Consider the following 19668-nt stretch of genomic DNA (forward strand, 5'->3'; position numbering starts at 1 on the left):
TTAGAGCGCCGAAGGGCGCGCGACGATCGTCAGATCGTGCGCCCGGATGCCGCAGTCCCCAGAGCGCTGATCGAGATGAGGTCTGATCAGGTCTGAGAACCTGCGCCAGGTGCGCGCCGGTAGGAGATGTCCGCGCGGTACCGGGTGAAGCCCAGACCTTCGTACAGGCGCATTGCCCGCTGGTTGAGGTCTTCGACGTAGAGCATCGCCGTTGTCAGGCCCTGATCACGTAGGTGGTGCAGCCCGATGAGGGTCAAGGCGCGGCCGAGCCCGCGACCTGCGAATGTGGGCTCCAGACCAACGACGTAGACCTCACCGACGTCCGTCTTCGTGGTGGCTGCCTCGGCTGTCGCGATGTGGCCGGGCCCGGGTATGTCGTCGATGCCGTGGTGAACCTTTGTCCAGTGGAAACCGGCCAGCCGGCCGGCGGACTCGGCGAGGAACAAGCCCGCCGGGTCGAACCACGGCTCGGCCTCCCGCAGACGAACATCGCTTACCGTCCAGCGCCCCTGCTCGGGGTGGTCGGTGAAGGCAGCACGGTTGACCGCTACCAATGCGTCCTCGTCCTGTCCCGGGATGAAGGTGCGGATGGTGACGCCCGGTGGCAGTGCTAGGTCGGGGAGGGCGGACAGCGGTCGGCGCAGCTGCCAGAGCACGCGTTCGCGAACGAAGCCGTACCGGTGCGCCAGCGTCACCGTCGCGGGTGGGTCGCCGTGCGCCCAGACATTGAGCTGCGCGCCGGCCTGGTCAGCGGATGCGGTCAGCGTGGCGAGAAGGTGCCCGCCGCAGCCACGGCGCCGTTGTCCGGGATGCACGACCAGCTCCGCCTGCCAGCTGTCATCGGAGCGGATGGCCAGGTAGGCGTATCCGGCGATCTGGCGCGATGGTGATGCGTCTGATGCGTCTGATGCGTCTGATGCGTCTGATGCGTCTGATGCGGCGATGATCAGATGATGCCCGCTGGTGAGTGGATCGGGCGACAATCGCAACATTGCATCATCGGACAACGGGGCGACCCCGTCCGTCCCGGTGGCTATGATCACCAGGTCCCGTAGGACGTCGACGTCGTGAGAGGTCAGTTGCCGGGTCCAGTACAGCGCCATTGGGCGACAGTAGAAGGTTGGCCTGGCCGAAGGGTATGCGATCATGGTTTTCGCATGCCCGGAGGCATCCGTTTGTCTGCGTGGCCGAAGGGTATGCGATCATGGTTTTCGCATGCCCGGAGGCATCCGTTTGTCTGCGTGGCCGAAGGGTATGCGATCATGGTTTTCGCGCGCCCTTCGGCCACGGCATCCTAGAGCGAGACCCGCTGGGGGGTGCGAGCCACGTCCCTGTCGTTGTGGCTGGCCGCTGCGTCTTCAGGGAGCGGTGCGATCGGAGGCGCGACGAATTTGTAACCGACGTGCCGCACCGTACCGATCATCGACTCGTGCTCCGGGCCGAGCTTGGCCCGCAGCCGACGCACGTGGACGTCGACCGTCCGGGTACCTCCGTAGTAGTCGTAGCCCCACACCTCCTGCAGGAGCTGGGCGCGGGTGAAGACCCGGCCCGGGTGCTGGGCGAGGTACTTCAGCAGCTCGAATTCCTTGAAGGTGAGCTCGAGCGGACGACCGCGCAGCTTGGCCGAGTAGGTGGTCTCGTCCACCGACAGGTCGCCGGACCGGATGACACCGGCTTCCGCAGTGCCGCCGGCCGCCGCGACGCGACCGATCGCGAGCCGCAACCGCGCTTCGACCTCAGCCGGTCCGGCGCTGTCGAGGACGACGTCATCGACGCCCCAGTCGGCTGATACCGCGGCCAGCCCACCCTCGGTGACGAGCGCGAGCAGGGGAGTGGTGAGCCCGGTTGTGCGCAGGAGGCGGCACAGGCCACGGGCGACGACGAGTTCCCGGCGCCCGTCCACCACGACGACGTCCACCGGCGGTGCGTCCAGGAGCGCGCTGGCCTCGAGTGGTGCGACGCGAACGGTGTGAGTCAGGAGCCCGAGTGAGGGAAAGGACTCCGCGGACGGTCCGGGGGCGTTGGTGAGCAACAGGACGACGCTCAAGTCGACTCCTCCAGGGTTCGGTTGCGATGTTGGGGCAGCGTCGACCCACGGATACCTTGCGACCGGCCCCCCGCGTTCCACGACCGTCATGGGCATGAAACGAATACCGGCCTGTGGGGAGGATAGCGGAGTGCCCTCCTCCACTCCTACTGTCTTCGGGGTTCTTCCCACCTCGGACGGTGAGATCCTCGCCACGACCCATTGCGTCCGTGTTGCTTCTGCCGTCGACCATAGTTTTGATCTTGGCGTCGTCATCGCCCACGGTTTTTCCGGTTTTCGTGACAAACCCCCGGTCAGGGCGGTCAGCGACGGCATCCGGCCCTATGCGGGTGTGCTCACCCCGGATCTGCGGGGCCACGGCCTGTCCTCGGGCGTGTGCACCCTCGGCGACCTGGAAGTTCTGGATGTGGACGCGGCGGTGGGGGAAGCCCGGCGGCTCGGTTACCTGAACGTCATCACCGTCGGTTGGTCAATGGGCGCTGCCGCGGTGCTCCGCCACGCGGCCTTCGCCCGCGGCGGGGACTGCGTGCGCGGGTACCCCGTGCGGAACCCCGTTGACGCGGTCGTCAGCGTGAGCGCGCCGAGCCGCTGGTACGTCCGTGACACCGCCGCGATGCGGCGGCTGAGCTGGCTTGCGGAGACAGCCGCCGGCCGGCGCATCGCCCGCCAGGCGCTCGGCGTACGGCTGATGTCCGAAATCTGGCCGATGATCCCGGCGTCCCCGCTCGACGTCGCCGGCCGGATCGCGCCGACGCCGGTTCTGTTCGTCCACGGAGACCGGGACGCCTACTTCACCCTGGAGCATCCTCGGTCGCTGGCGGTGGCTTCGGGGGAGCACGGCCAGTTGTGGATCATTCCAGGCTTCGGGCACGCCGAATCGGGGCTTGTCCCAGGGCTGCTGGACCGTCTCGGCCGCCACCTACCCGATCTGCTCGTCGGCCGCGCTGAGCGGGCAGGCGTCGACCGGCTGATCCCGGACCAGCCCGGCCCGGACGCGTCGGCGCGCCCGCGATCAGACCGTGATGACACCCCCGAGCTCCCGGAGTTCCCATGGCTTGCGTGACGATCCGTTACTGGGCCGGGGCCAGGGATGCGGCCGGGGTACCTGAGGAGCAGCAGAACGCCGATACCCTGGCCGAGCTACTGGACGCGGTCTCTCGGGCTCGTCCGGGGCGGTTGACGGCTGTGCTGGCGCGTTGCGCGTTCCTGGTGGACGATGCCCCGGTCGGCACCCGGAGCCATGCCGACGTGGCACTTACGGACGGCGCTGTGGTGGAGGTGCTCCCGCCGTTCGCCGGTGGGTGAGGGGCGCCGTGATCGGCTCTGTGAGGTGCACCTGTCCGGTCGGCTTCGTCCGGTTCGTCGCGCTCGCATCGTCGCCGGTGTAGTCGCCGGGGTATGGGAGCATGGTGGTGTGCGAGCCCGCGGGGCCGAGACGGCCGTCAGAACGGAGTCGGTAGACGTGCCGGCATCCGTGGCGGCGCAGCGGTCACGCCCGGTGGGTGGACCGTCGGTGTTCCTCACCGGTGTCTCGACAGCGGTGGCCGCAGCCGTCCCGGCGCTGGTTGCCGGCGTCGGGCCGTTGCCGCTCGTCGCCGTCATCGCCATCGAGCAGTTTCTCCTCGGCTGGGCATGGGTACGGACGTTTGCCGGTTCCATCGGGACCTTGGTGATCGTCGGCTTGGCCGCGCTGGCCGCGGACGCCATCGTGCTGGTCAGCGACTCCCACGAGATCGGCGACGGCGCCGGGGTCATCGGTGTCGCGGTGGTGGCGGTCATCCTCGGTCAGCTGGCGCGGCGGCGGGCCGGCCCCCCCGGTCCGGCGACACCGGATCAGCCCGTGAGAGTGACGGTGGACATGGCTGCGGGGCTCAGCGGGGTTCTCATCGTCACCCTGCTGACCGGCTACGTGGACGTGGCCTCGATCGAAACGCCGGCCGGCCGGGCGGGCGGCCCCGCGATGGCGGCTGTCGGCCTCGTCGGCGGGGGTTCGGCGGTCATGGTCGCGCGGGCCTGCGCGGCGTTCGCCGGCGGCCGGGTGGTCCTACCGGCCGGCTGGTGGTTGATCTCCCGGGCCATCGGCCTGGTGGCGGCCGCCGCTGGTGGGGCTGCCTTCGGTGCCGCGGCCGCCGGGTTGACCGTTTCCGACGGCACGGCGATCGCGACGGTAGCCGCGACGGTAGCCGTCATCATCGACATGGTTGTCGCCCGTGGGATCGCCGAGCTGCGTGCCAGCGGTGATCCGGAGTTCGAATGGCCTCTTGTCGCAGTACTCCCGCTGGCCGTGGCGGCGGTGTTCGTGTATGCAGTCGCTCACACGCTCGCGGGATGACACGCTCGCTCTAAGTGGTCGGCGCCGCGGGGTCAGGAAGAAATCGGCGTCCGGATGCGCTGGACGCTGTCGTGACCGGGATGTGTGTGCTACTCGGGGCGCTGGCGGCCGTCGGTGTGATCATTATGGTCATTCGGGTTCGAGACGGGCGGTTCCGGATGACCCGCATGTCGGCTTCGGCTTCGGCTTCGGCTCCGGTTTCGGCTACGGCTACGGGTAGCCCGGCGGCCGGCACCCCTGCGGCGGGTGACCCCGTTACGGGCGTATCGGGCATATCCACGATGTCTGACACGCCTGTATCTGACATGCCTGCAGTGGATTCCCGTGCCAGTGCGCATCCGTACGGCGGGGAGCCGCGCCTGGAGCTTGCAAGCGATCTTGTGGAGCTGGGTATCACACCCGGCACGCGTGCCACGCTGCTGCAGTTCTCCACGGCGTTCTGCGCCCCCTGCCGGATGACCCGGCGCATCCTCGCCGACGTTGCCGCGACCGTGGCGGGCGTGCGCCATCTCGAGGTCGATGCCGAGTCGCATCTGGAGCTGGTCAGGCGGCTGCGGATACGGCGGACGCCGACCGTTCTGGTCCTTGATGCGCAGGCTCGGGAGGTCGCTCGGGCCAGCGGCGCCCCACCAGGCAGGGCAGCTGTCTTCGCCGCACTGGAAGTCGCCGTAGGTGCGGTGTCCGCCGCAGAAGGCGAGGCTCCGGGACCGGCACCGTGCCCGGCACCGTGACCGGCAGCTTCGATCACCGCTACAGGTGGTCGTATCGGTAACACATCGGTCATGTTCGCTGCTACGGTCGAGAGGTTATGTTCGCCACCGAGCTCGTCAGCCGCCGCACGATCGATTTGTGTCGTGTCGGTAGCACATCGTGTCGACTTTCCTGATCTGTGCGTTGATGTCGCCCGCTGTCGGCGGGCCCGCCCCTCAGGAGATGAGTTCGTGGTTGACCCGCGAGGTCCCCGATTTGCCGCCGTCGTGACCAGTGTTGTCCTCGCAATGGTTTTGCTTACCGCCAGCGGATGGCTACTCCTCGCGCAGACCGCGGTCTTCCTGACCGGGGCCGTGTTGGGACTCCGGTGGGCACCGTACGGGCTGCTCTATCGCACCTTGATCCGCCCCCGTCTGGGAGCGCCGGCCGAGCTGGAGGATGCACGACCACCCCGGTTCGCGCAGGCGGTCGGCGCGGCGTTCGGTGCGGTGGGCACGATCGGATTTCTCGCCGGTGTCCCTCCTCTTGGCTACACCGCCACCGCGTTTGCATTTGTAGCGGCGTTCCTGAACGCTGCCATCAACTTTTGTCTCGGTTGTCACATATATCTTGCCATCCGTTCCGTGAAGGGAGTGCACGCATGAGTCGTTCCAACGCGCTCGTCGACCCGGCCTGGGCCGAAGCGCACCTGACAGACCCCAAGGTCGTCCTGGTCGAGGTCGACGAGGATGTCTCCGCCTATGACAAGGGTCACATCCCGGGCGCGGTCCGCCTCGACTGGAAGTCGGAGCTTCAGGACCCGGTGATCCGCGACTTCGTCAACAAGGAGCAGTTCGAGAAGCTGCTGTCGACCAAGGGCATCGCGAACGACGACACCGTCGTTCTCTACGGTGGTAACAACAACTGGTTCGCAGCTTATGCCTACTGGTATTTCACCCTCTACGGGCATGCCGACGTCAAGTTGCTCGACGGTGGTCGCAAGAAGTGGGAACTGGACAGCCGCGCGCTGACCGAAGAGGTCCAGGAGCGGCCGGCCACCCAGTACACCGCCGGCGACGCCCGCACCGACATCCGCGCCTTCCGGGACGAGGTCATAATCGCGATCGGCGAGAAGAACCTCGTCGACGTCCGCTCGCCCGACGAGTTCGCAGGGCGGCTGCTTGCTCCGGCGCACCTGCCGCAGGAGCAGTCACAACGGGCCGGACACGTCCCGACCGCGAAGAACATTCCGTGGGCGAAAACCGCGAACGAGGACGGCACGTTCAAGACGAACGACGAGCTGACCACCCTGTACTCCGACGCGGGGGTGGATCTTACGCAGGAGACCATCGCCTACTGCCGCATCGGTGAGCGTTCGGCACACACCTGGTTCGCGCTGCACGAACTGCTCGACCTGCCGAATGTGAAGAACTACGACGGCTCGTGGACCGAGTACGGTTCACTGGTCGGCGTCCCGATCGAGAAGGACGTCTGACACGTGTGCGGTGCGACCAGCGGCGGACCTTCGGTGGAGGGAATTGACGTGGCCAAGGAGACTGTCATCCAGGGTGTTGTTCTAAAGGACGGTTCGCCCGTTTCATCGGGTTATGCGCGCCTGTTGGACGAGGGTGGGGACTTCACCGCCGAGGTGCCGCTGTCCGCGACCGGTCAGTTCCGTTTCTTTGCCCGGCCGGGCTCGTGGACCGTCCGGGCGCTGGTTCCGGGCGGGTCCGGCGAGCGGACGGTCGTCGCCCGCCAAGGCGAGCCCGTCGACACCGAGGTGGAAGTAGCCGCATAGGTTTTTCCACGACCCCGGCGGCGCGCGCAGGGTTACGATCGCGCCGTCGGGGTTTCCGGCTCTTGTCAGTAACCACCCGACCGGGGCGTGGGAATGCTCTGGCCGGTGCAGGCAGCCCGCGTTGGCACGGCGAACGCCATCGGGCCGACGGCGAAGTCGCGCAGACCGTTGTCGGTCGCGAACAGCGCAGCGGAACTTCGGTCCGGAAATGGTGCGACGACTCGCCGGACCGTCCGCCGCGCGGTGCTGTCAAACTGGACGACTGCGTACAGGACATCGGGTTCGTGCATCATGCGCTCACAAAACCGCATCCGGCCGACGCCGTGAAGGAGTCTCCTCGTGTGCCGGCCGTGGTCTGCCTTTGCAGGAGCCGTTGCCCGGCAGGTGGGGCCGTTGCCCGGCAGGGTTCTGCAGGCTGGCATCAGAAGATCAGGTCAGTACACGAGCCCCTGGGCTCCCTCGGCCAGCACCTCCGACACGAAGACGGCGGCGCCCGCGATGCGTACACCCGGGAGTACATCATCGGGGCCGATGCCTCGCCGTGCCGCACACTGAGTACAGACAGTCACCTGTCCAGCGGTCAGAACCGCATCCAGCAGGTCGACGAGAGGCGCGGACTCAGGCAGCGCGAACTCGGCGGCGCGTCCTGGCAGCGCGAACCAGGCGGACTCGCCGGTAAGCCACAAGGAGACCTCCGCACCACTGGCGACTGCGACGGCGGCGACGGTGAACGCCTGCGAGCATCGCTCCGGCGCGTCCGAGCCGGCAGTCGCCTTGATGACCAGGGAACCCATGAGGCCTAGTCTGCATGGTCCGGCGAACCCGGGAAGCCCGCGCGCCATCGACATCCTGGTGATGATCGAGGAGTGGGCCGGTTGGCTGTCCTCACAGACGATGCACAGCTCGCGCCAAGGGTTCTGACGGGAAGAATCATCATCCTGATGCCATGACCGATTTCACTGCAACACCGTTGAACAGGCGCAAGCTCTTCGCGCTCGGTGGTGTCACGCTCGGCGGAGCCGCGCTTGCCGGCTGCCAGGTCACCAGCCTCCCCGGTGGATCGTCGTCGGGTACAGGCACGGCCACGGCGACTCCCTCGGCCACGACTTCGGCGGCCAGTACCTGTGTGCTGACCTCCGAGCTGGAGCAGGGTCCGTTCTGGCTGGACAAGAGCATCGTGCGCAAGAACATCACCGAGGGCAAATCCGGTGCCGCACTCACGCTGCGGGTCACCGTCGTCGACTACAAGAATTCGTGCGCCCCGCTGTCGAACGTGGCGGTGGGGATCTGGCACTGTGACGCCTGGGGCTACTACTCGGGCTTCACCTCGTCCAGCCCCGGTGGCAGCGCGCCGGCCGAGGACGGTGTCGGTGACGAGAACACCTACCTGCGTGGGATCCAGTTCACCAACAGCAGCGGCGTCGTCGAGTTCAGGACGATCTTTCCTGGTTGGTACAACCCGCGCGCGGTGCACATTCACTGTAAGGTCTACACCGGTGGCGCGGTGGACAGCACCGCCAACACCTACGCGGGCGGTACACCTCACCACACCGGTCAGTTCTTCTTCGCGGACAGCCTGGTGACCCAGGTGGAGGCGACCAAACCATACAGCTCGCACACCGGCACGATCACCACGCTCGCCAATGACAGGGTCTACACGGGCAAGGGCGTGCAGGACGGCCTGCTGACCGTGACCGGGTCGGCCTCCGCAGGCTTCATCGGCACGATCGCTGTTGGTGTTGATCCCAGTTTCACGGCGACCTCAGGCGGTGGCGGTGGCGGCGGCACCCCGCCGAGTGGTGCGCCGGGTGGTACCCCGCCCAGTGGTGCACCGAGCGCATCGCCCACCAGCGCGTAACGGGATGTGCTAAGACCGCCCCTGCAGCCGCACTCTGCGGCTGCAGGGGCGGTGCGGCTGCAGGGGTGCCGCACCGCTGCGTCACAGGGCTGGCATCACGGCGCCGGACCGGTGCATGGCGGATAGGCTGGGCGCGTGCTGGAAACATTCTTCACCGCGCTGTTGATCATGGTGGCGGTACTCATCGGGTGGTTCTCCGTGTACGTCGTCTACAAGCTGTACGCAGGCCAGCGTTGAGCGTTTCCGGCACGCGCCCGCGTGCGGCGGTGCCGACGTGACCACACCGCCGGGGCCGGTCGTCGACCTCCATCCCAGTCTGCTGCCACTGGCATTCCTCGTGGGTACCTGGCGCGGTGAGGGCGTCGGCGGCTACGAGGGGATGGCTGGCTTCCGCTATGGCCAGGAGGTCGTTTTCGCCGGTAGCGGCCGTCCGGCCCTGTCGTATGAGTCCCGGACCTGGTGGGTCGGTGAGCCTCGCGACGGCCGCGACGAGGGCAGCCCGTTGGCCGCCGAGGTGGGGTTCTGGCGCGTCGCGCCACCGGATGGCGACGGGCCGCCCACAGTCGAGGTCATGCTCGCCCATCCGTTCGGCATCAGTGAGATTTACGTCGGTGATGTGGTCGGTACGCGCGTGGACCTGCGGTCCAACGTCGTGATCCGGACCGCCACGGCACGCAGGGTCAACCGTTCAGAGCGGCTGTACGGCATCGTCGAAGACGGTGATCTTGCCTATGCCATTGACATGGAGGCCGAGGGTAAACCGTTGCAGTCGCACCTGTCCGCGCGCCTTACCCGGGTGCGCTCTTAAGAGCGACCGGCAATAGGGGCGCAGCTCAAGGGCCGCCGGAGGCTCCCAGCCCCTGCATCCGGGGGCTTACCTCGGCGGTCTCGGCGGCGGTGACCCGAGCACGCCATGCCTTCTCCCGCTCGATGGCGCCAGCGAACCCGAGCGTGAGGGCCGGGTCGAAGTTTTCGTCCGAGTAGGTACGGGTGCAACCGAGCACACGGTCGATCTCGTCGGCGGTGATCGCCGTCAGTGGAAGCTGACCGGTGAGGTAGATGTCCCCGACCAGGTCTATCGAGAAGTGCACACCGTAGCTCCTGGCGTTGCGTCCGAGCAGGAACGCGTATGTGTCCGCCGGATTCTCGGCGGGCCGGCGCATGAAGAATGCCTCGATGCGCAGGGTGTGGTCCCCTATGATCAGCCATGTCATCGTCCGGAGCTTGTGGTCGCCTTCCACAGTGACCAGGAAGGATCCTTCGTCCACCCGCTCGTAGGGCAGACCGATGTCGTCCAGGGCATCGTTGATCACACGGTCGATGCGTGCCCGCTCGGTATCGTCCACAGGCCGTGACACAGTGCACCTCCATATGATCATGAACGAGGGGTACGGAGTAACAGGTCGTCAGGCGGTCGCTGGAACGGTCGCCAGCGCCGCTGCGTCACGGTAGCCGGCCATGACGCCGCGTGCTGTCGCAGACCAGCCGAACTCCGTGGCGCGTCGTACTGCGCCGGCGGCGAGCCGCCGCCGCCAGCGGGGCTGACCGATCAGCCGGGCCAGCGCATCGGCGTAGGCGGCCGGATCACGTCCTTCCACCAGGATTCCCGAAATGCCGTGGCGGACAGCCGTGCGCAACCCGCCGACGGCGGCCGCGACGACCGGCGTCCCACATGCCTGGGCCTCTAGCGCGACCAACCCGAAGCTCTCGCTATGGCTGGGGACGACGACCGCGCTCGCGGCCCGGTACCAGTCGGCAAGCTCCACTTGGGGAACCGGTGGCTGAAATCGGACCACATCGGAGATGCCCAGCTCGGCGGCGAGCTTGACCAGTGCGTCCGGCCGGTCGAGGCCTGAGCCGCTCGGTCCGCCGACGATGGCGACCACCATGCGGTCCCGCAACGCCGGTTCATGCGCCAGCAGGTGGGCGGCGGCGTGCAGAAGCACGTCAGGCGCCTTCAGCGGCTGGATCCGCCCGACGAAGAGCAGCAGTACCACGTCCGGTGGCAGGCCGAGGCGGGTCCGCGCCGCCGACGCCTCCCCAGGGCGGAACACCTCCAGATCGACTCCGGGCGCCACCACGTCGACAAGGTTCGGATCCGCTCCGTAGAGATCGATGAGATGGTGCCGCTCATCAGCGGTGGATGCGATCATCCGGCTCGCACCGGCGACGACCTCCTGCTCGCCGGCGATGCGGTTCGGCGGTTCTGGTCGGTCACCGTCGGCAAGCGCACGGTTCTTGACCTTTGCCAGGGTGTGGGCCGTGTGCACCAGCGGGACCGCCCATCGCCGGGAGAGGGCGAGCCCCACCTGGCCTGACAGCCAGTAGTGCGAATGGATGACGTCGAACCAGCCGGGCTCCTGCGCGGCCTCAGTCCGCAGCACATCCACGATGAACGAGCACAACCAGGCCGGAAGGTCCTCTCGTCCGACGTCCCCGAACGGGCCTGCATCAACGTGACGCACTGTGACCCCGGGGGCAAGCGTGACCGTCGGCTCCACCGTGCTGCTGGTGGCTCTGGTGAAGATCTCAACCTCGGTGCCGAGCGTGGCGAGCTGCCGGGACAGCTCGACCACGTACACATTCATCCCGCCCGCGTCACCGGTCCCCGGTTGTTCCAGCGGTGATGTGTGCATCGACAGCATGGCAACCCGACGAGGGTGGCCGAACCGGACCCGACGCACCGACCACCTCCATAATGAGCCGGACGCATCGATCGCCAGCTTCCCGAATGTTCGAACAACAGATCCGCCGCCTGCATGCCCGGACGCGTTCGACGACACGCACAGCGGCCTGCGGGCACCTCCGCCCGAGGTCTGAGGTACGAGCCCGGTCCGGCTGCCTCCTTCGCGGCGCGTCGTCGTCCCGACGGGAGCCCGATACATACTGCCACCAGCGGAGTCGATGGGCCGATATCGGACGAAGAGTGATTATTCTCTTACCTTTGGCGATGTTCGCTGGGCCGCGATCGACGGGCCCGTCGCGGCCGGCCGGCGACCATGAGCCTGAACCGAGCGGTCAGAACCGAGCGGCGGTGGCTGGTCGGGGGGTGACTGTTCGGGCGGCCATGGCCCTGCGATCGTGAAGCCGTGTCCGGTACCTTTCCCGTCCGCCGCCGTGAGCCTCGGCTGGCCGCTGGCCGCGCCAGGGCGCTGGGGCTCGCGACCCGCGGGACGACCAATCCGAATCGCCTGCGCAGGGTGGATCGTTGGATCATCGGGACGCAGGCGGCCCGCCTGCGCGGTGTGCCCGCCCCGCTGGTCGTCGATCTCGGTTTTGGTTCATCCCCGATTACCACGGTTGAGCTGTACCAACGATTGGCTCGGGTCGTGCCCGACGTCAGGGTCGTCGGGTTGGAGATCGACCGGGACCGGGTGGTAGCGGCGGCCCCGTCCGCCCACCCGCCGCGGCTGGCTTTTACCCATGGTGGATTCGAGCTCGCGGGGCTGCGCCCGGTGCTGGTTCGCGCGCTGAACGTGCTCCGCCAGTATGAGGCCGCGGCGGTCGGCCCGGCCTGGGCATCGATGCTCCAACGGATCGCCCCCGGCGGTCTGCTGGTCGAAGGGACCTGCGACGAGATCGGCAGGCGCGCATGCTGGTTCGCAATCAACAGTTCACTCGCTGCCGCCACCGAGGTGGGCACGGTGGTACGGCCGGGGGCACCGGGACCGATGTGGGGGCTCTCACCGCAATCATGGCCGGGCGGCACCACGCTTACCCTGGCGGCGCATCTGCCGAGCCTGAGCCGTCCGTCCGAGATCGCGCAACGGCTGCCGAAGTCGCTGATCGCCCGCAACGTTGCAGGCGAGGATGTTCACGCGTTGCTGACCTCGTTCGACGACGCCTGGACGCGGATGGCGCCGCGCGCGGTGTTCGGGCCGAGGCAACGCTGGGTTGCGGCGGTCGAAGTCATGCTGGCGGACGGTTGGCCGGTGCGCGGCAACGCGCGGCGATGGCGGCTGGGTGAGGTCACCGTGGCGTGGCCGCCCACCCGTGCGAGCGCTGCCACCGCCGCGGTCAGCGGCTGAGGTGGCGCAGCGGGCTGAGGCGGCGCATCAGCGAAGCGCGTCCAGAGCCGTCTGGAAGGCCGCGTGGGTGGCCTCGTCAAACAGCACGAAGCGGGCTTCCCGCACGTCGGTCGCCGTGGTCAGGACGGTGCCCACGGCGATGCGGGCGGCGTCCTCACGTGGCCAGCCGTATGCACCCGCGCTGACCGCGGGGAAGGCCACGGATGCGGCGCCAAGCTCGGTTGCGACACGCAGGGCCTGCTCGTAACAGGACTGCAGCAGCTGCGAGCGGTCCTGCGTTGCCGACCAGACGGGGCCGACCACGTGGATGACATGCCGGGCAGCCAGTCGTCCCGCTGTCGTGGCAACCGCCTGGCCGGTCGGTAGGCCACCGCCCAGGGTGCTCGCGCGCAGCGCCCGGCATGCGGCGAGGATCTCGGGTCCGCCGCGGCGGTGGATCGCGCCGTCCACTCCGCCGCCACCGAGCAGCGACGAGTTCGCCGCGTTGACCACGGCATCGACGTCCTGTTCGGTGATGTCCCCCCGCACCAGCCTCACTTCAACCATGACCGCCATCTTCAACCATGACCGCCGTCTTCGGGGACAGCCGTCCTCGGGGACACAGGGCCAGGTTGCGCCCTACGGACAGCCGCGCCCTGGCGCGGTCGGCCCGACGGAGGTCGAGCGTAGGTGACAAAGGTCGCCATCACGACCGAACCGACCTACGGCTGACCGGTGTCAGTCGCCGCCGCGTGGGCGGCATCAGGATTTCGGGCGTCGGGTCGGGGCAATCTTGTCGAGGACTGCGAGGTCGTCGGCCCGTGGCTGCCACTCGCCGGCCGCGGCGTTCGCTCGGACCTGTTCTGCTGTGGTGGCGCCGGCGATCACCGACGCTACCGCCGGCTGCGCGGCCAGACCACCCATTGCCACGTCCAGCAGCGAGCGGCCGCGTTCGCGGGCGAAGGTCTCCAGCGCCTCGACCCGGTCGAATACCGTGTCTGTCAGCTCGTCCTGGCGACCCGCAAGCCGTGTCCCGGGCGGCGGCTGCTCGTCCCGCATGTACTTCCCGGTGAGAATGCCGTTCGCGAGTGGGAAGTACGGCAGCACGCCGATGCCGTACTTCTGCGCGGCCGGGACGAGTTCGGCCTCCACGCCGCGTTCCAGCAGGTTGTAGTGGTTCTGCGCTGAGATGAAGCGGGTGGTACCGGATGCGCGTGCGGTCCACTCGGCGTCCGCGATCTGCCAGGCCACCAGGTTCGATGAGCCCACGTAGCGGACCTTGCCTTCGCGGACGACCTCGTCGAGTGCGGTCAGGGTCTCCTCGACCGGAGTGAACGCGTCGGGTCCGTGGAGCTGGAAAAGATCGATGTAGTCAGTCTGAAGTCGACGAAGCGACCCTTCCACGGCTTTGCGGATGTATCGACGGGAAGCGCGTGCGTTGAAGTCGGGGCCGTATGTGCCACCCATGTCGTGGCCGAACTTGGTAGCGAGGACGACGTCGTCGCGTCGAGTTCGCAGGATATGGCCGAGCAGGGTTTCCGATCCGCCCTTGTTGCCGTAAGTGTCAGCGGTGTCGAAGAGCGTGATGCCGTTGTCGAGTGCGGCGGTGACGACGGCCCGGGTGCCCTCGAGGTCAACCCTTGAACCGAAATTGTTGCAGCCGAGACCGACGACGGAAACCAGCAGGCCGGAGGATCCAAGTGGGCGAAATCTCATATCTCAATACAACACGAGACACCACGGGTCCCGCACGTTCGGGTCCGGGACCCGTGGTCACCGAAACAGGCCGGTGATGTACGGTTGTGTTTCCCGAGTGCTGATGGAGTCTGCTCGGGAAGGGTCGCTGGTCGCGGGCGCCGGATGCGCTGGGGTCAGTCGGACGAAGCGGCGTCGCTGACGGCCGTGCTTACAGTTTCGGCTGCCCTGCGAGTCGACGTGCGAGCGGCCATGGTCTGGCTGACCGCGGCCCTGGTACGGGAAACAGCCTCCTCGGTGACCGGGCTCCGACGAATGCTGGAAACCCGCTTCTCGCCCCGATCGGCAAAGCTGTTGTAGAGCGAAGTTGCGCGTCCTTGCAGGTCGGAAAGTTGCGAACCCACCGTGGCGGGCAGCGCCTTGACTACTGTCTGCACGTTGATCGGTAGTTTCTGGGCCTGGGTGGAAATGTCGTTGACCCGGCCGGGAAGCTTCTTGACCTCGTCCACGTAGGTCGTGGGAAGCGTGAGGATCTTCTCGACGGCGGCGTCGGCAGCACCAACGGAGGCGTACAGGGGCTTGCGGACCTCTGACAGCTGGATCTTGACGGTACCCTCGACCTCGGCGGCGTCGTCCGATGTGTGGGCGGTGGTTCGGATCGTGGCCATTACTCCTCCTGCTTCACGGTTATGGCATGGCCTTCGGTTGTCGTCATGTTGCTGATCGATCGATTTTTAGGCGTCCTCTGCCGGGTCATGGCTGGCTGGTTCAACGGTCGCCATAGTGGTAGGCGCGGAGCCGTCGGATACTGTCGGGCCGGCCTTCGTCGGGGCCTTGCCATTGACATTCCTGCCGGTTTCCCCGCTGGCTTCGGTTGAGCGTGCTCGCCGAGCCGCCGGCGTTCGTGGTTCGGGATCGCCGACCGGTCGGGTTCTGGCCGTCTTCCGCGCGCTTGTGGCTCTCTTTGCCTGGCTGCCCTTGGTGGAGGTGGTCGTCGCCTCCGTGCCGCCTTCCGCGACGCCCTGCGGGGCGGCACCGTTCGGGGGGGCGGCTGATTGGTCGAACCCAGCGTCCAGCCCCGAGCCGGGGTTTGTGGTTGCGTCCGGATTGTTCCGTTCGGTGTTCGAGCCGTCAACCGTGGGTGATTCGGGTATCAGTTCGTAGGTCGAGTTCTCCTTACGGAACGCGTCGTAGATCTCAATGATAACCTGCTTCTGTCGTTCGGTGAGACTCGCGTCCGCGAGGATCGAGACGACGACGTCATTGTCGGATGACCGCTCGTCGAGAATACCGGCTTGTACGTAAAGCACTTCTGCGGAGATTCGGAGTGCCTTGGCGATCTGCTGCAGGATCTCCGCGGACGGCTTTCGCAGACCACGCTCTATCTGGCTCAGATAGGGATTGCTGACCCCGGCCTGTCGAGCGAGCTGACGAAGGGAAATCTGGGCGGTTTTGCGCTGGTCCCTGATGAAGTCTCCGAGATCACGCACATTCAGGGGTGGCATGTTGGATGTCAACCTCCTCCCATCTAGATCGTATTGGCCGGCGGTGACGCGGAGAATTCGTGACCACGTCGCCTTTGGCTGAGCGGAATCCCGGAAGAACCATGTCCGTAATGGTGGGACCCGCAAGACCGGGCAACCAACGCTGTGAAGCGTACGTCCGACTGCTAGCTGTGGCAAGCGCCCAGCCGGTCGGGTATACCCCGCCTGGGGATCAGCGGGCTCGGCGTTGCACCTAATTGATCATGATAAACGGGCCTGCCGGGCGCACGACAAGGGGCGTATGTCGCGTGCGCAGGGGTTCCTGTCGGCGCGGCCGAAAGTCCGGGCCTACCGCGTGACGGGTCGGACGCTTCTAGCGGGTCGCGTGCGCAAGCCATTCACGCTGTGTCGCAAGCGCCGACTCGGCTTTCGCTACCTCGTCCGTGCGTCCGCCGGCCTGTGCCCGCTCCAACTTTGCCTCCAGTTTGGCGACGGACTCCCGCAATGTCGTCACAAATGCGGATTCCGTCGTCTCCGGACGGCGCCACCGCGCGTCCGCCGCGTGACGGATGCGGTCACCAGCGGCGGACAGCCGGCGCTCGAGGTCGGCGCCGGCATCCCGGGGCACCTTTCCGATGCTGTCCCAGCGCTGTTCGATTTCCCGAAGCTTGCGCAGCGCCTGCTCGGGCTGGCCGGGGTCGATCGCGGCAGCCTCGGCGAGCAGCTGCTCCTTGCCGGCCTGATTCGTGCGCAGCTCAGCGTCACGTTCGGCGTTGGCAGTGTTGCGACGGGCGAAAAACGTGTCCTGCGCGGACCGGAAGCGCAGCCACAGGGCGTCCTCGGCGTCCTTGGGCGCACGTCCTGCCGACTTCCAGCCATCTAGCAGCGCCCGGTACCGAGCACTGCTAGATGACCACTCGGTGGAGTCTGCGAGGGTTTCGGCCTCGGCGACAATCGCATCCTTGCGTTCCTTGGCCTGCGCACGTTGTTGGTCAAGTGCGGCGAAGTGAGCGGTCCGGCGTCGGTTGAACTCATCGCGGGCAGTGGTCACCCTTTTCCACAGCTCGGTGTCCGTGCGGCGATCCACCCCGGTGATTGCCCGGAACTCTGTGGCGATAGCGCGGAACCGTTCGCCCGACGCCTTCCAATCGGAGCTGCCGGCGAGGCGTTCGCCTTCGGCGACGATCGCCTCCTTCGCTTCGATCGCCGCGGCGGTCCGCTGTGCCCGCTCGGCCGCGCGGTTGGCCTTCTGCTCGTCGACTGCGCGCAGTACCGCCTCGAGGCGCCGGGCCAGGATCGCCAGATCGCCCACGACAGCGACAGTGTCAAGGGAGCTCAGCAGTCGGCGTGCGCTCGAGGCGAGGTCCGCAGGCTCGGCGCTGGGGACGGTAAGGCGTTGTTCGAGCAGCACGACTTCGGCCGCTAGGTCCTCGTAGCGCCGGCCGAAGTGCGCGAGGCCCTCCGCCGGGCTGCCGGCCCGCCAGGAACCGACCGGGCGTTCGCCCATGGCCGTCCGTACGTACACGGTGCCGTCGTCGCCGACGCGCCCCCAGTCGGAACTGTTGCGCTCACTCATTGTGGCCCCGAAGATCGACATCAGGTCGATTGACATTCTTGCAGGGATCGCGCCGAAGGGGCACACCTGATTGTCGGACCAGAAGCCGAAGCGTTGCCATCGGACTCAAGGTGGTGAATCTGTAACGTTCTGTGGCAGTTAGGGCGTTGTTCGCAGGTCTGCCGGTGATCGAATGTCGGCTTTGTGTGGTCGCCGTGTCGACACGGCTTGGTCGTATACAAATGCCCCGTCACCGGTCAAGATTCCTAACCGTGTACCGAACAGGTCCGTCCCAGCTGGGCACGCGTGGCCGACCGGCATCGCGACCGGCATCGCGACTGTGCCCGGCCGCTGCTCCATGAGCGCGGTGTTCCAGCGCCCAGGGTGGCGGGTGGCGGCCCTGTTGCTGCCGGCATCCGTCGGCCTCGGCGTGTTCACGATCGCTCCGGCGCTGGTCTCCGCGTTCGTCGCGGGCACCGACAAGACCCTCACCGGTCCGAGCCTCCACTGGGTCGGCACTGCCAACTTCCGTGATGCTCTGCATGATCCGGACCTTGCGCAGGCCGTCCGTAATACCGTGGTCTACTGCCTGATCACCGTTATTCCGGCGGTGGTGGTCGGCCTCGGCCTGGCGCTCGCGGCCGAACGGGTGACCCGGGGGCGTGCGCTTGTCCGCCTTGCGCTGTTTCTTCCGGTGAGCGCCAATCTCGTCGCCGTGGCGGTTGTCTTCGCCTATATTTTCGCGGCCGATCCGCATGCGCTGGCGAACACTGTGGTCGGCTGGTTCGGGATCAGCCCGGTCGACTGGCTCGGGGATACATCCACCGCGTTGCCGGTGGTGGCGCTCGTCGGCGCTTGGCGGTTGGCGAGTTTCGTCTTCGTCGTATACCTCGCGGGGCTCACCACAATCCCGAGATCGGTGCACGAGGCCGCTGATGTCGACGGCGTCCGCGGCTGGGCGAGGCTGCGTCGAATCACGCTGCCGCTGCTGGCTCCCACCACCGTATTCGTTGCGGTTTTTGCGACGATTCTCACCCTGCAGACGTTCGAGACGGTCGCGGTCCTCACACAGGGTGGTCCGCTGGGTTCCAGCACGACGATCGTGTACTACATTTACGAGACAGGGTTTACCGGATCGTTTCGGATCGGCTATGCCTCCATGCTGGCGTTGTTGCTGTTGGTCGCCGTTGTCCTACTCGGCGTCGCCGGCGCTGTCGTCGGGCGATGGGCACGTGCCCGAGCCGCTCGTGAGGTGGCGGTGTGACCATCGAGGGCGAGTCAGCGGTGATTCGCGTCCAGCCGGTCAGTTCCCCTGCATCGATCATCTCAACCGGTCTGCGCTGGGCGTTGCTCGCCGTCGGGATCGGCGGCGCCTTCCTGCCCTTCTGGTGGATGCTGCGTACTGCGGTGGGTCCACCGCAGAGTGTGCTCGGACTGTCGTCGAACCTGATCCCGTCGGAGGTCGGCTTCGCGGCCTTCCCGCGTGCGTTCGACGCGGCAGACCTCGGCCGGGCGCTGGTGACCGGAGCCGGGGTGAGCATTGTGATCATGCTTCTGCAGCTCGCCACGGCGATACCAGCTGCCTATGCATTCGGCTGCCTTCGGTTTCGCGGCCGTACGGCCCTGTTCGCGGTGGTGCTCGCGACTCTGCTGGTCCCGCCACAGATCACCGCCATACCGAACTATGTGACGATTTCCGCGCTCGGTCTGGCCGACACCAGAGCCGGGCTGGTGCTGCCCTTCATGACCAATGCTGCGGGAATCTTCCTGCTCCGGCAGTATATGAGCACGATTCCGGTAGCGCTCCTGGAAGCGGCCAGAATGGACGGCCTCGGCATCTGGCGGACGCTGCGTGCGGTCGTTCTACCGCTGTCGATGCCGGCGGTCGCCACGGTCGCGACCTTCAGCTTCCTGCTCTCGTTTAACGAGTATCTTTGGCCGCTGCTGGTGGCACGCTCACCGGATATCGCGACCCCGCCGTTGGCTCTGGTGAACCTGGTTTCGGCCAGCGGCGGTTTCCCGGACTTCGCCCAGCTTTCGGCTGCGGCGTTGATTGTAAGCATTCCAACACTTGTCGTGTTCATCCTAGCTCAGCGGCGATTGGCCGCCGGAATCACCGGCACCGGTGTCGGTGCCGAGGGATGAGAGCGTGCCCGAGAGGAAGACACTTGATCCGGACCCGTCTGTCCAGACCGCTTGGGG

At 67.1% G+C, this 19668-nt stretch carries 23 protein-coding genes; 12 read left to right on the plus strand and 11 right to left on the minus strand.

Going from position 1 to position 19668, the window contains the following annotated elements:
• Nucleotides 1-86: 86 nt before the first annotated feature.
• Together mshD and U9978_RS15150 are read right to left on the minus strand one after the other, a co-directional pair.
• Nucleotides 87-1103: a mycothiol synthase gene (gene mshD, locus U9978_RS15145; protein ID WP_322761774.1), complete on the minus strand. Its 1017-nt coding sequence runs from the start codon at nt 1101-1103 to the stop codon at nt 87-89.
• 191 nt (nt 1104-1294) lie between these two features.
• A complete protein-coding gene (locus U9978_RS15150) occupies nt 1295-2047 on the minus strand; it encodes a response regulator transcription factor (protein ID WP_322761775.1) in 753 nt (250 codons plus the stop codon).
• Nucleotides 2048-2177: 130 nt separating this feature from the next.
• Between U9978_RS15150 and U9978_RS15155 the strand changes: the two genes are divergently transcribed.
• The 7 genes from U9978_RS15155 to U9978_RS15185 all read left to right on the plus strand — a co-directional run bounded on the left by U9978_RS15155 (nt 2178) and on the right by U9978_RS15185 (nt 6867).
• The gene (locus U9978_RS15155) at nt 2178-3110 is read left to right on the plus strand and encodes an alpha/beta hydrolase (protein ID WP_322761776.1); all 933 of its coding nucleotides are present in this window, start codon (nt 2178-2180) and stop codon (nt 3108-3110) included.
• The gene (locus U9978_RS15160; protein WP_322761777.1) at nt 3098-3352 is read left to right on the plus strand and encodes a MoaD/ThiS family protein; all 255 of its coding nucleotides are present in this window, start codon (nt 3098-3100) and stop codon (nt 3350-3352) included. The genes U9978_RS15155 and U9978_RS15160 overlap by 13 nt, the downstream gene beginning before the upstream one ends.
• 157 nt (nt 3353-3509) lie before the next feature.
• The gene (locus U9978_RS15165; protein WP_322761778.1) at nt 3510-4379 is read left to right on the plus strand and encodes a hypothetical protein; all 870 of its coding nucleotides are present in this window, start codon (nt 3510-3512) and stop codon (nt 4377-4379) included.
• A 305-nt stretch (nt 4380-4684) separates the two neighbouring features.
• Nucleotides 4685-5110, plus strand: coding sequence for a thioredoxin family protein (locus U9978_RS15170; protein WP_322761779.1), 426 nt, complete (start codon nt 4685-4687; stop codon nt 5108-5110).
• Nucleotides 5111-5320: 210 nt separating this feature from the next.
• On the plus strand, nt 5321-5734 hold the full coding sequence (locus U9978_RS15175) for a DUF4395 domain-containing protein (protein ID WP_322761780.1): 414 nt from the start codon (nt 5321-5323) through the stop codon (nt 5732-5734).
• Nucleotides 5731-6564: a sulfurtransferase gene (locus U9978_RS15180; RefSeq protein ID WP_322761781.1), complete on the plus strand. Its 834-nt coding sequence runs from the start codon at nt 5731-5733 to the stop codon at nt 6562-6564. The genes U9978_RS15175 and U9978_RS15180 overlap by 4 nt, the downstream gene beginning before the upstream one ends.
• Before the next feature lie 3 nt (nt 6565-6567).
• On the plus strand, nt 6568-6867 hold the full coding sequence (locus U9978_RS15185) for a DUF1416 domain-containing protein (protein ID WP_322761782.1): 300 nt from the start codon (nt 6568-6570) through the stop codon (nt 6865-6867).
• Nucleotides 6868-6932: 65 nt separating this feature from the next.
• Here the strand turns inward: U9978_RS15185 and U9978_RS15190 are convergent, their stop codons facing one another.
• A complete protein-coding gene (locus tag U9978_RS15190; protein ID WP_322761783.1) occupies nt 6933-7160 on the minus strand; it encodes a hypothetical protein in 228 nt (75 codons plus the stop codon).
• Nucleotides 7161-7301: 141 nt separating this feature from the next.
• Nucleotides 7302-7661 carry a DsrE family protein gene (locus tag U9978_RS15195; protein WP_322761784.1) on the minus strand — a complete coding sequence of 120 codons (360 nt, stop codon included), beginning with the start codon at nt 7659-7661 and terminating at the stop codon, nt 7302-7304.
• 152 nt (nt 7662-7813) lie between these two features.
• Here U9978_RS15195 and U9978_RS15200 point away from each other — a divergent pair, with 152 nt between their 5' ends.
• Together U9978_RS15200 and U9978_RS15205 are read left to right on the plus strand one after the other, a co-directional pair.
• Nucleotides 7814-8725: an intradiol ring-cleavage dioxygenase gene (locus tag U9978_RS15200; protein ID WP_322761785.1), complete on the plus strand. Its 912-nt coding sequence runs from the start codon at nt 7814-7816 to the stop codon at nt 8723-8725.
• A 274-nt stretch (nt 8726-8999) separates the two neighbouring features.
• Nucleotides 9000-9533: an FABP family protein gene (locus tag U9978_RS15205; protein WP_322761786.1), complete on the plus strand. Its 534-nt coding sequence runs from the start codon at nt 9000-9002 to the stop codon at nt 9531-9533.
• Between the two features lie 25 nt (nt 9534-9558).
• Here U9978_RS15205 and U9978_RS15210 read toward each other — a convergent pair whose 3' ends face one another.
• Both U9978_RS15210 and mshA read right to left on the minus strand, forming a co-directional pair.
• Nucleotides 9559-10083 carry a YbjN domain-containing protein gene (locus tag U9978_RS15210; RefSeq protein ID WP_322761787.1) on the minus strand — a complete coding sequence of 175 codons (525 nt, stop codon included), beginning with the start codon at nt 10081-10083 and terminating at the stop codon, nt 9559-9561.
• Between the two features lie 48 nt (nt 10084-10131).
• A complete protein-coding gene (gene mshA / locus U9978_RS15215) occupies nt 10132-11370 on the minus strand; it encodes a D-inositol-3-phosphate glycosyltransferase (protein ID WP_416210989.1) in 1239 nt (412 codons plus the stop codon).
• A 444-nt stretch (nt 11371-11814) separates the two neighbouring features.
• Between mshA and U9978_RS15220 the strand changes: the two genes are divergently transcribed.
• Nucleotides 11815-12753 (plus strand): class I SAM-dependent methyltransferase, encoded by a 939-nt coding sequence (locus tag U9978_RS15220; protein WP_322761789.1) that lies wholly within the window; start codon nt 11815-11817, stop codon nt 12751-12753.
• Nucleotides 12754-12780: 27 nt separating this feature from the next.
• Here U9978_RS15220 and U9978_RS15225 read toward each other — a convergent pair whose 3' ends face one another.
• The 5 genes from U9978_RS15225 to U9978_RS15245 form a co-directional block, all read right to left on the minus strand.
• Nucleotides 12781-13299, minus strand: coding sequence for an O-acetyl-ADP-ribose deacetylase (locus U9978_RS15225; protein WP_322761790.1), 519 nt, complete (start codon nt 13297-13299; stop codon nt 12781-12783).
• Nucleotides 13300-13494: 195 nt separating this feature from the next.
• Nucleotides 13495-14448 carry an aldo/keto reductase gene (locus tag U9978_RS15230; protein WP_322761791.1) on the minus strand — a complete coding sequence of 318 codons (954 nt, stop codon included), beginning with the start codon at nt 14446-14448 and terminating at the stop codon, nt 13495-13497.
• A 155-nt stretch (nt 14449-14603) separates the two neighbouring features.
• Nucleotides 14604-15095 (minus strand): hypothetical protein, encoded by a 492-nt coding sequence (locus U9978_RS15235; RefSeq protein WP_322761792.1) that lies wholly within the window; start codon nt 15093-15095, stop codon nt 14604-14606.
• A gap of 66 nt (nt 15096-15161) precedes the next feature.
• The gene (locus U9978_RS15240) at nt 15162-15932 is read right to left on the minus strand and encodes a helix-turn-helix domain-containing protein (RefSeq protein ID WP_322761793.1); all 771 of its coding nucleotides are present in this window, start codon (nt 15930-15932) and stop codon (nt 15162-15164) included.
• Between the two features lie 352 nt (nt 15933-16284).
• Nucleotides 16285-17508, minus strand: a complete 1224-nt coding sequence (locus U9978_RS15245; protein WP_322761794.1) for a DUF349 domain-containing protein — start codon at nt 17506-17508, stop codon at nt 16285-16287.
• A 316-nt stretch (nt 17509-17824) separates the two neighbouring features.
• Between U9978_RS15245 and U9978_RS15250 the strand changes: the two genes are divergently transcribed.
• Entirely contained in the window at nt 17825-18730 is a 906-nt protein-coding gene (locus tag U9978_RS15250; protein ID WP_322761795.1) for a sugar ABC transporter permease, read from the plus strand.
• A 23-nt stretch (nt 18731-18753) separates the two neighbouring features.
• Complete coding sequence (locus tag U9978_RS15255) at nt 18754-19611, plus strand: carbohydrate ABC transporter permease (RefSeq protein WP_322761823.1); 858 nt, start codon at nt 18754-18756, stop codon at nt 19609-19611.
• The last annotated feature ends 57 nt before the right edge of the window (nt 19612-19668 follow it).

This window comes from Protofrankia sp. Cr2, assembly GCF_963555885.1.
GTDB lineage: Bacteria > Actinomycetota > Actinomycetes > Frankiales > Frankiaceae > Protofrankia.

Bases quoted from the DNA above. Each gene is read 5' to 3' on its own strand.
- mshD (WP_322761774.1), bottom strand. From the start codon at position 1,103: ATGGCGCTGTACTGGACCCGGCAACTGACCTCTCACGACGTCGACGTC.
- U9978_RS15160 (WP_322761777.1), top strand. From the start codon at position 3,098: ATGGCTTGCGTGACGATCCGTTACTGGGCCGGGGCCAGGGATGCGGCC.
- U9978_RS15170 (WP_322761779.1), top strand. From the start codon at position 4,685: ATGCCTGCAGTGGATTCCCGTGCCAGTGCGCATCCGTACGGCGGGGAG.
- U9978_RS15180 (WP_322761781.1), top strand. From the start codon at position 5,731: ATGAGTCGTTCCAACGCGCTCGTCGACCCGGCCTGGGCCGAAGCGCAC.
- U9978_RS15190 (WP_322761783.1), bottom strand. From the start codon at position 7,160: ATGATGCACGAACCCGATGTCCTGTACGCAGTCGTCCAGTTTGACAGC.
- U9978_RS15195 (WP_322761784.1), bottom strand. From the start codon at position 7,661: ATGGGTTCCCTGGTCATCAAGGCGACTGCCGGCTCGGACGCGCCGGAG.
- U9978_RS15200 (WP_322761785.1), top strand. From the start codon at position 7,814: ATGACCGATTTCACTGCAACACCGTTGAACAGGCGCAAGCTCTTCGCG.
- mshA (WP_416210989.1), bottom strand. From the start codon at position 11,370: ATGCTGTCGATGCACACATCACCGCTGGAACAACCGGGGACCGGTGAC.
- U9978_RS15225 (WP_322761790.1), bottom strand. From the start codon at position 13,299: ATGGTTGAAGTGAGGCTGGTGCGGGGGGACATCACCGAACAGGACGTC.
- U9978_RS15230 (WP_322761791.1), bottom strand. From the start codon at position 14,448: ATGAGATTTCGCCCACTTGGATCCTCCGGCCTGCTGGTTTCCGTCGTC.
- U9978_RS15235 (WP_322761792.1), bottom strand. From the start codon at position 15,095: ATGGCCACGATCCGAACCACCGCCCACACATCGGACGACGCCGCCGAG.
- U9978_RS15240 (WP_322761793.1), bottom strand. From the start codon at position 15,932: ATGCCACCCCTGAATGTGCGTGATCTCGGAGACTTCATCAGGGACCAG.
- U9978_RS15245 (WP_322761794.1), bottom strand. From the start codon at position 17,508: ATGTCGATCTTCGGGGCCACAATGAGTGAGCGCAACAGTTCCGACTGG.
- U9978_RS15250 (WP_322761795.1), top strand. From the start codon at position 17,825: ATGAGCGCGGTGTTCCAGCGCCCAGGGTGGCGGGTGGCGGCCCTGTTG.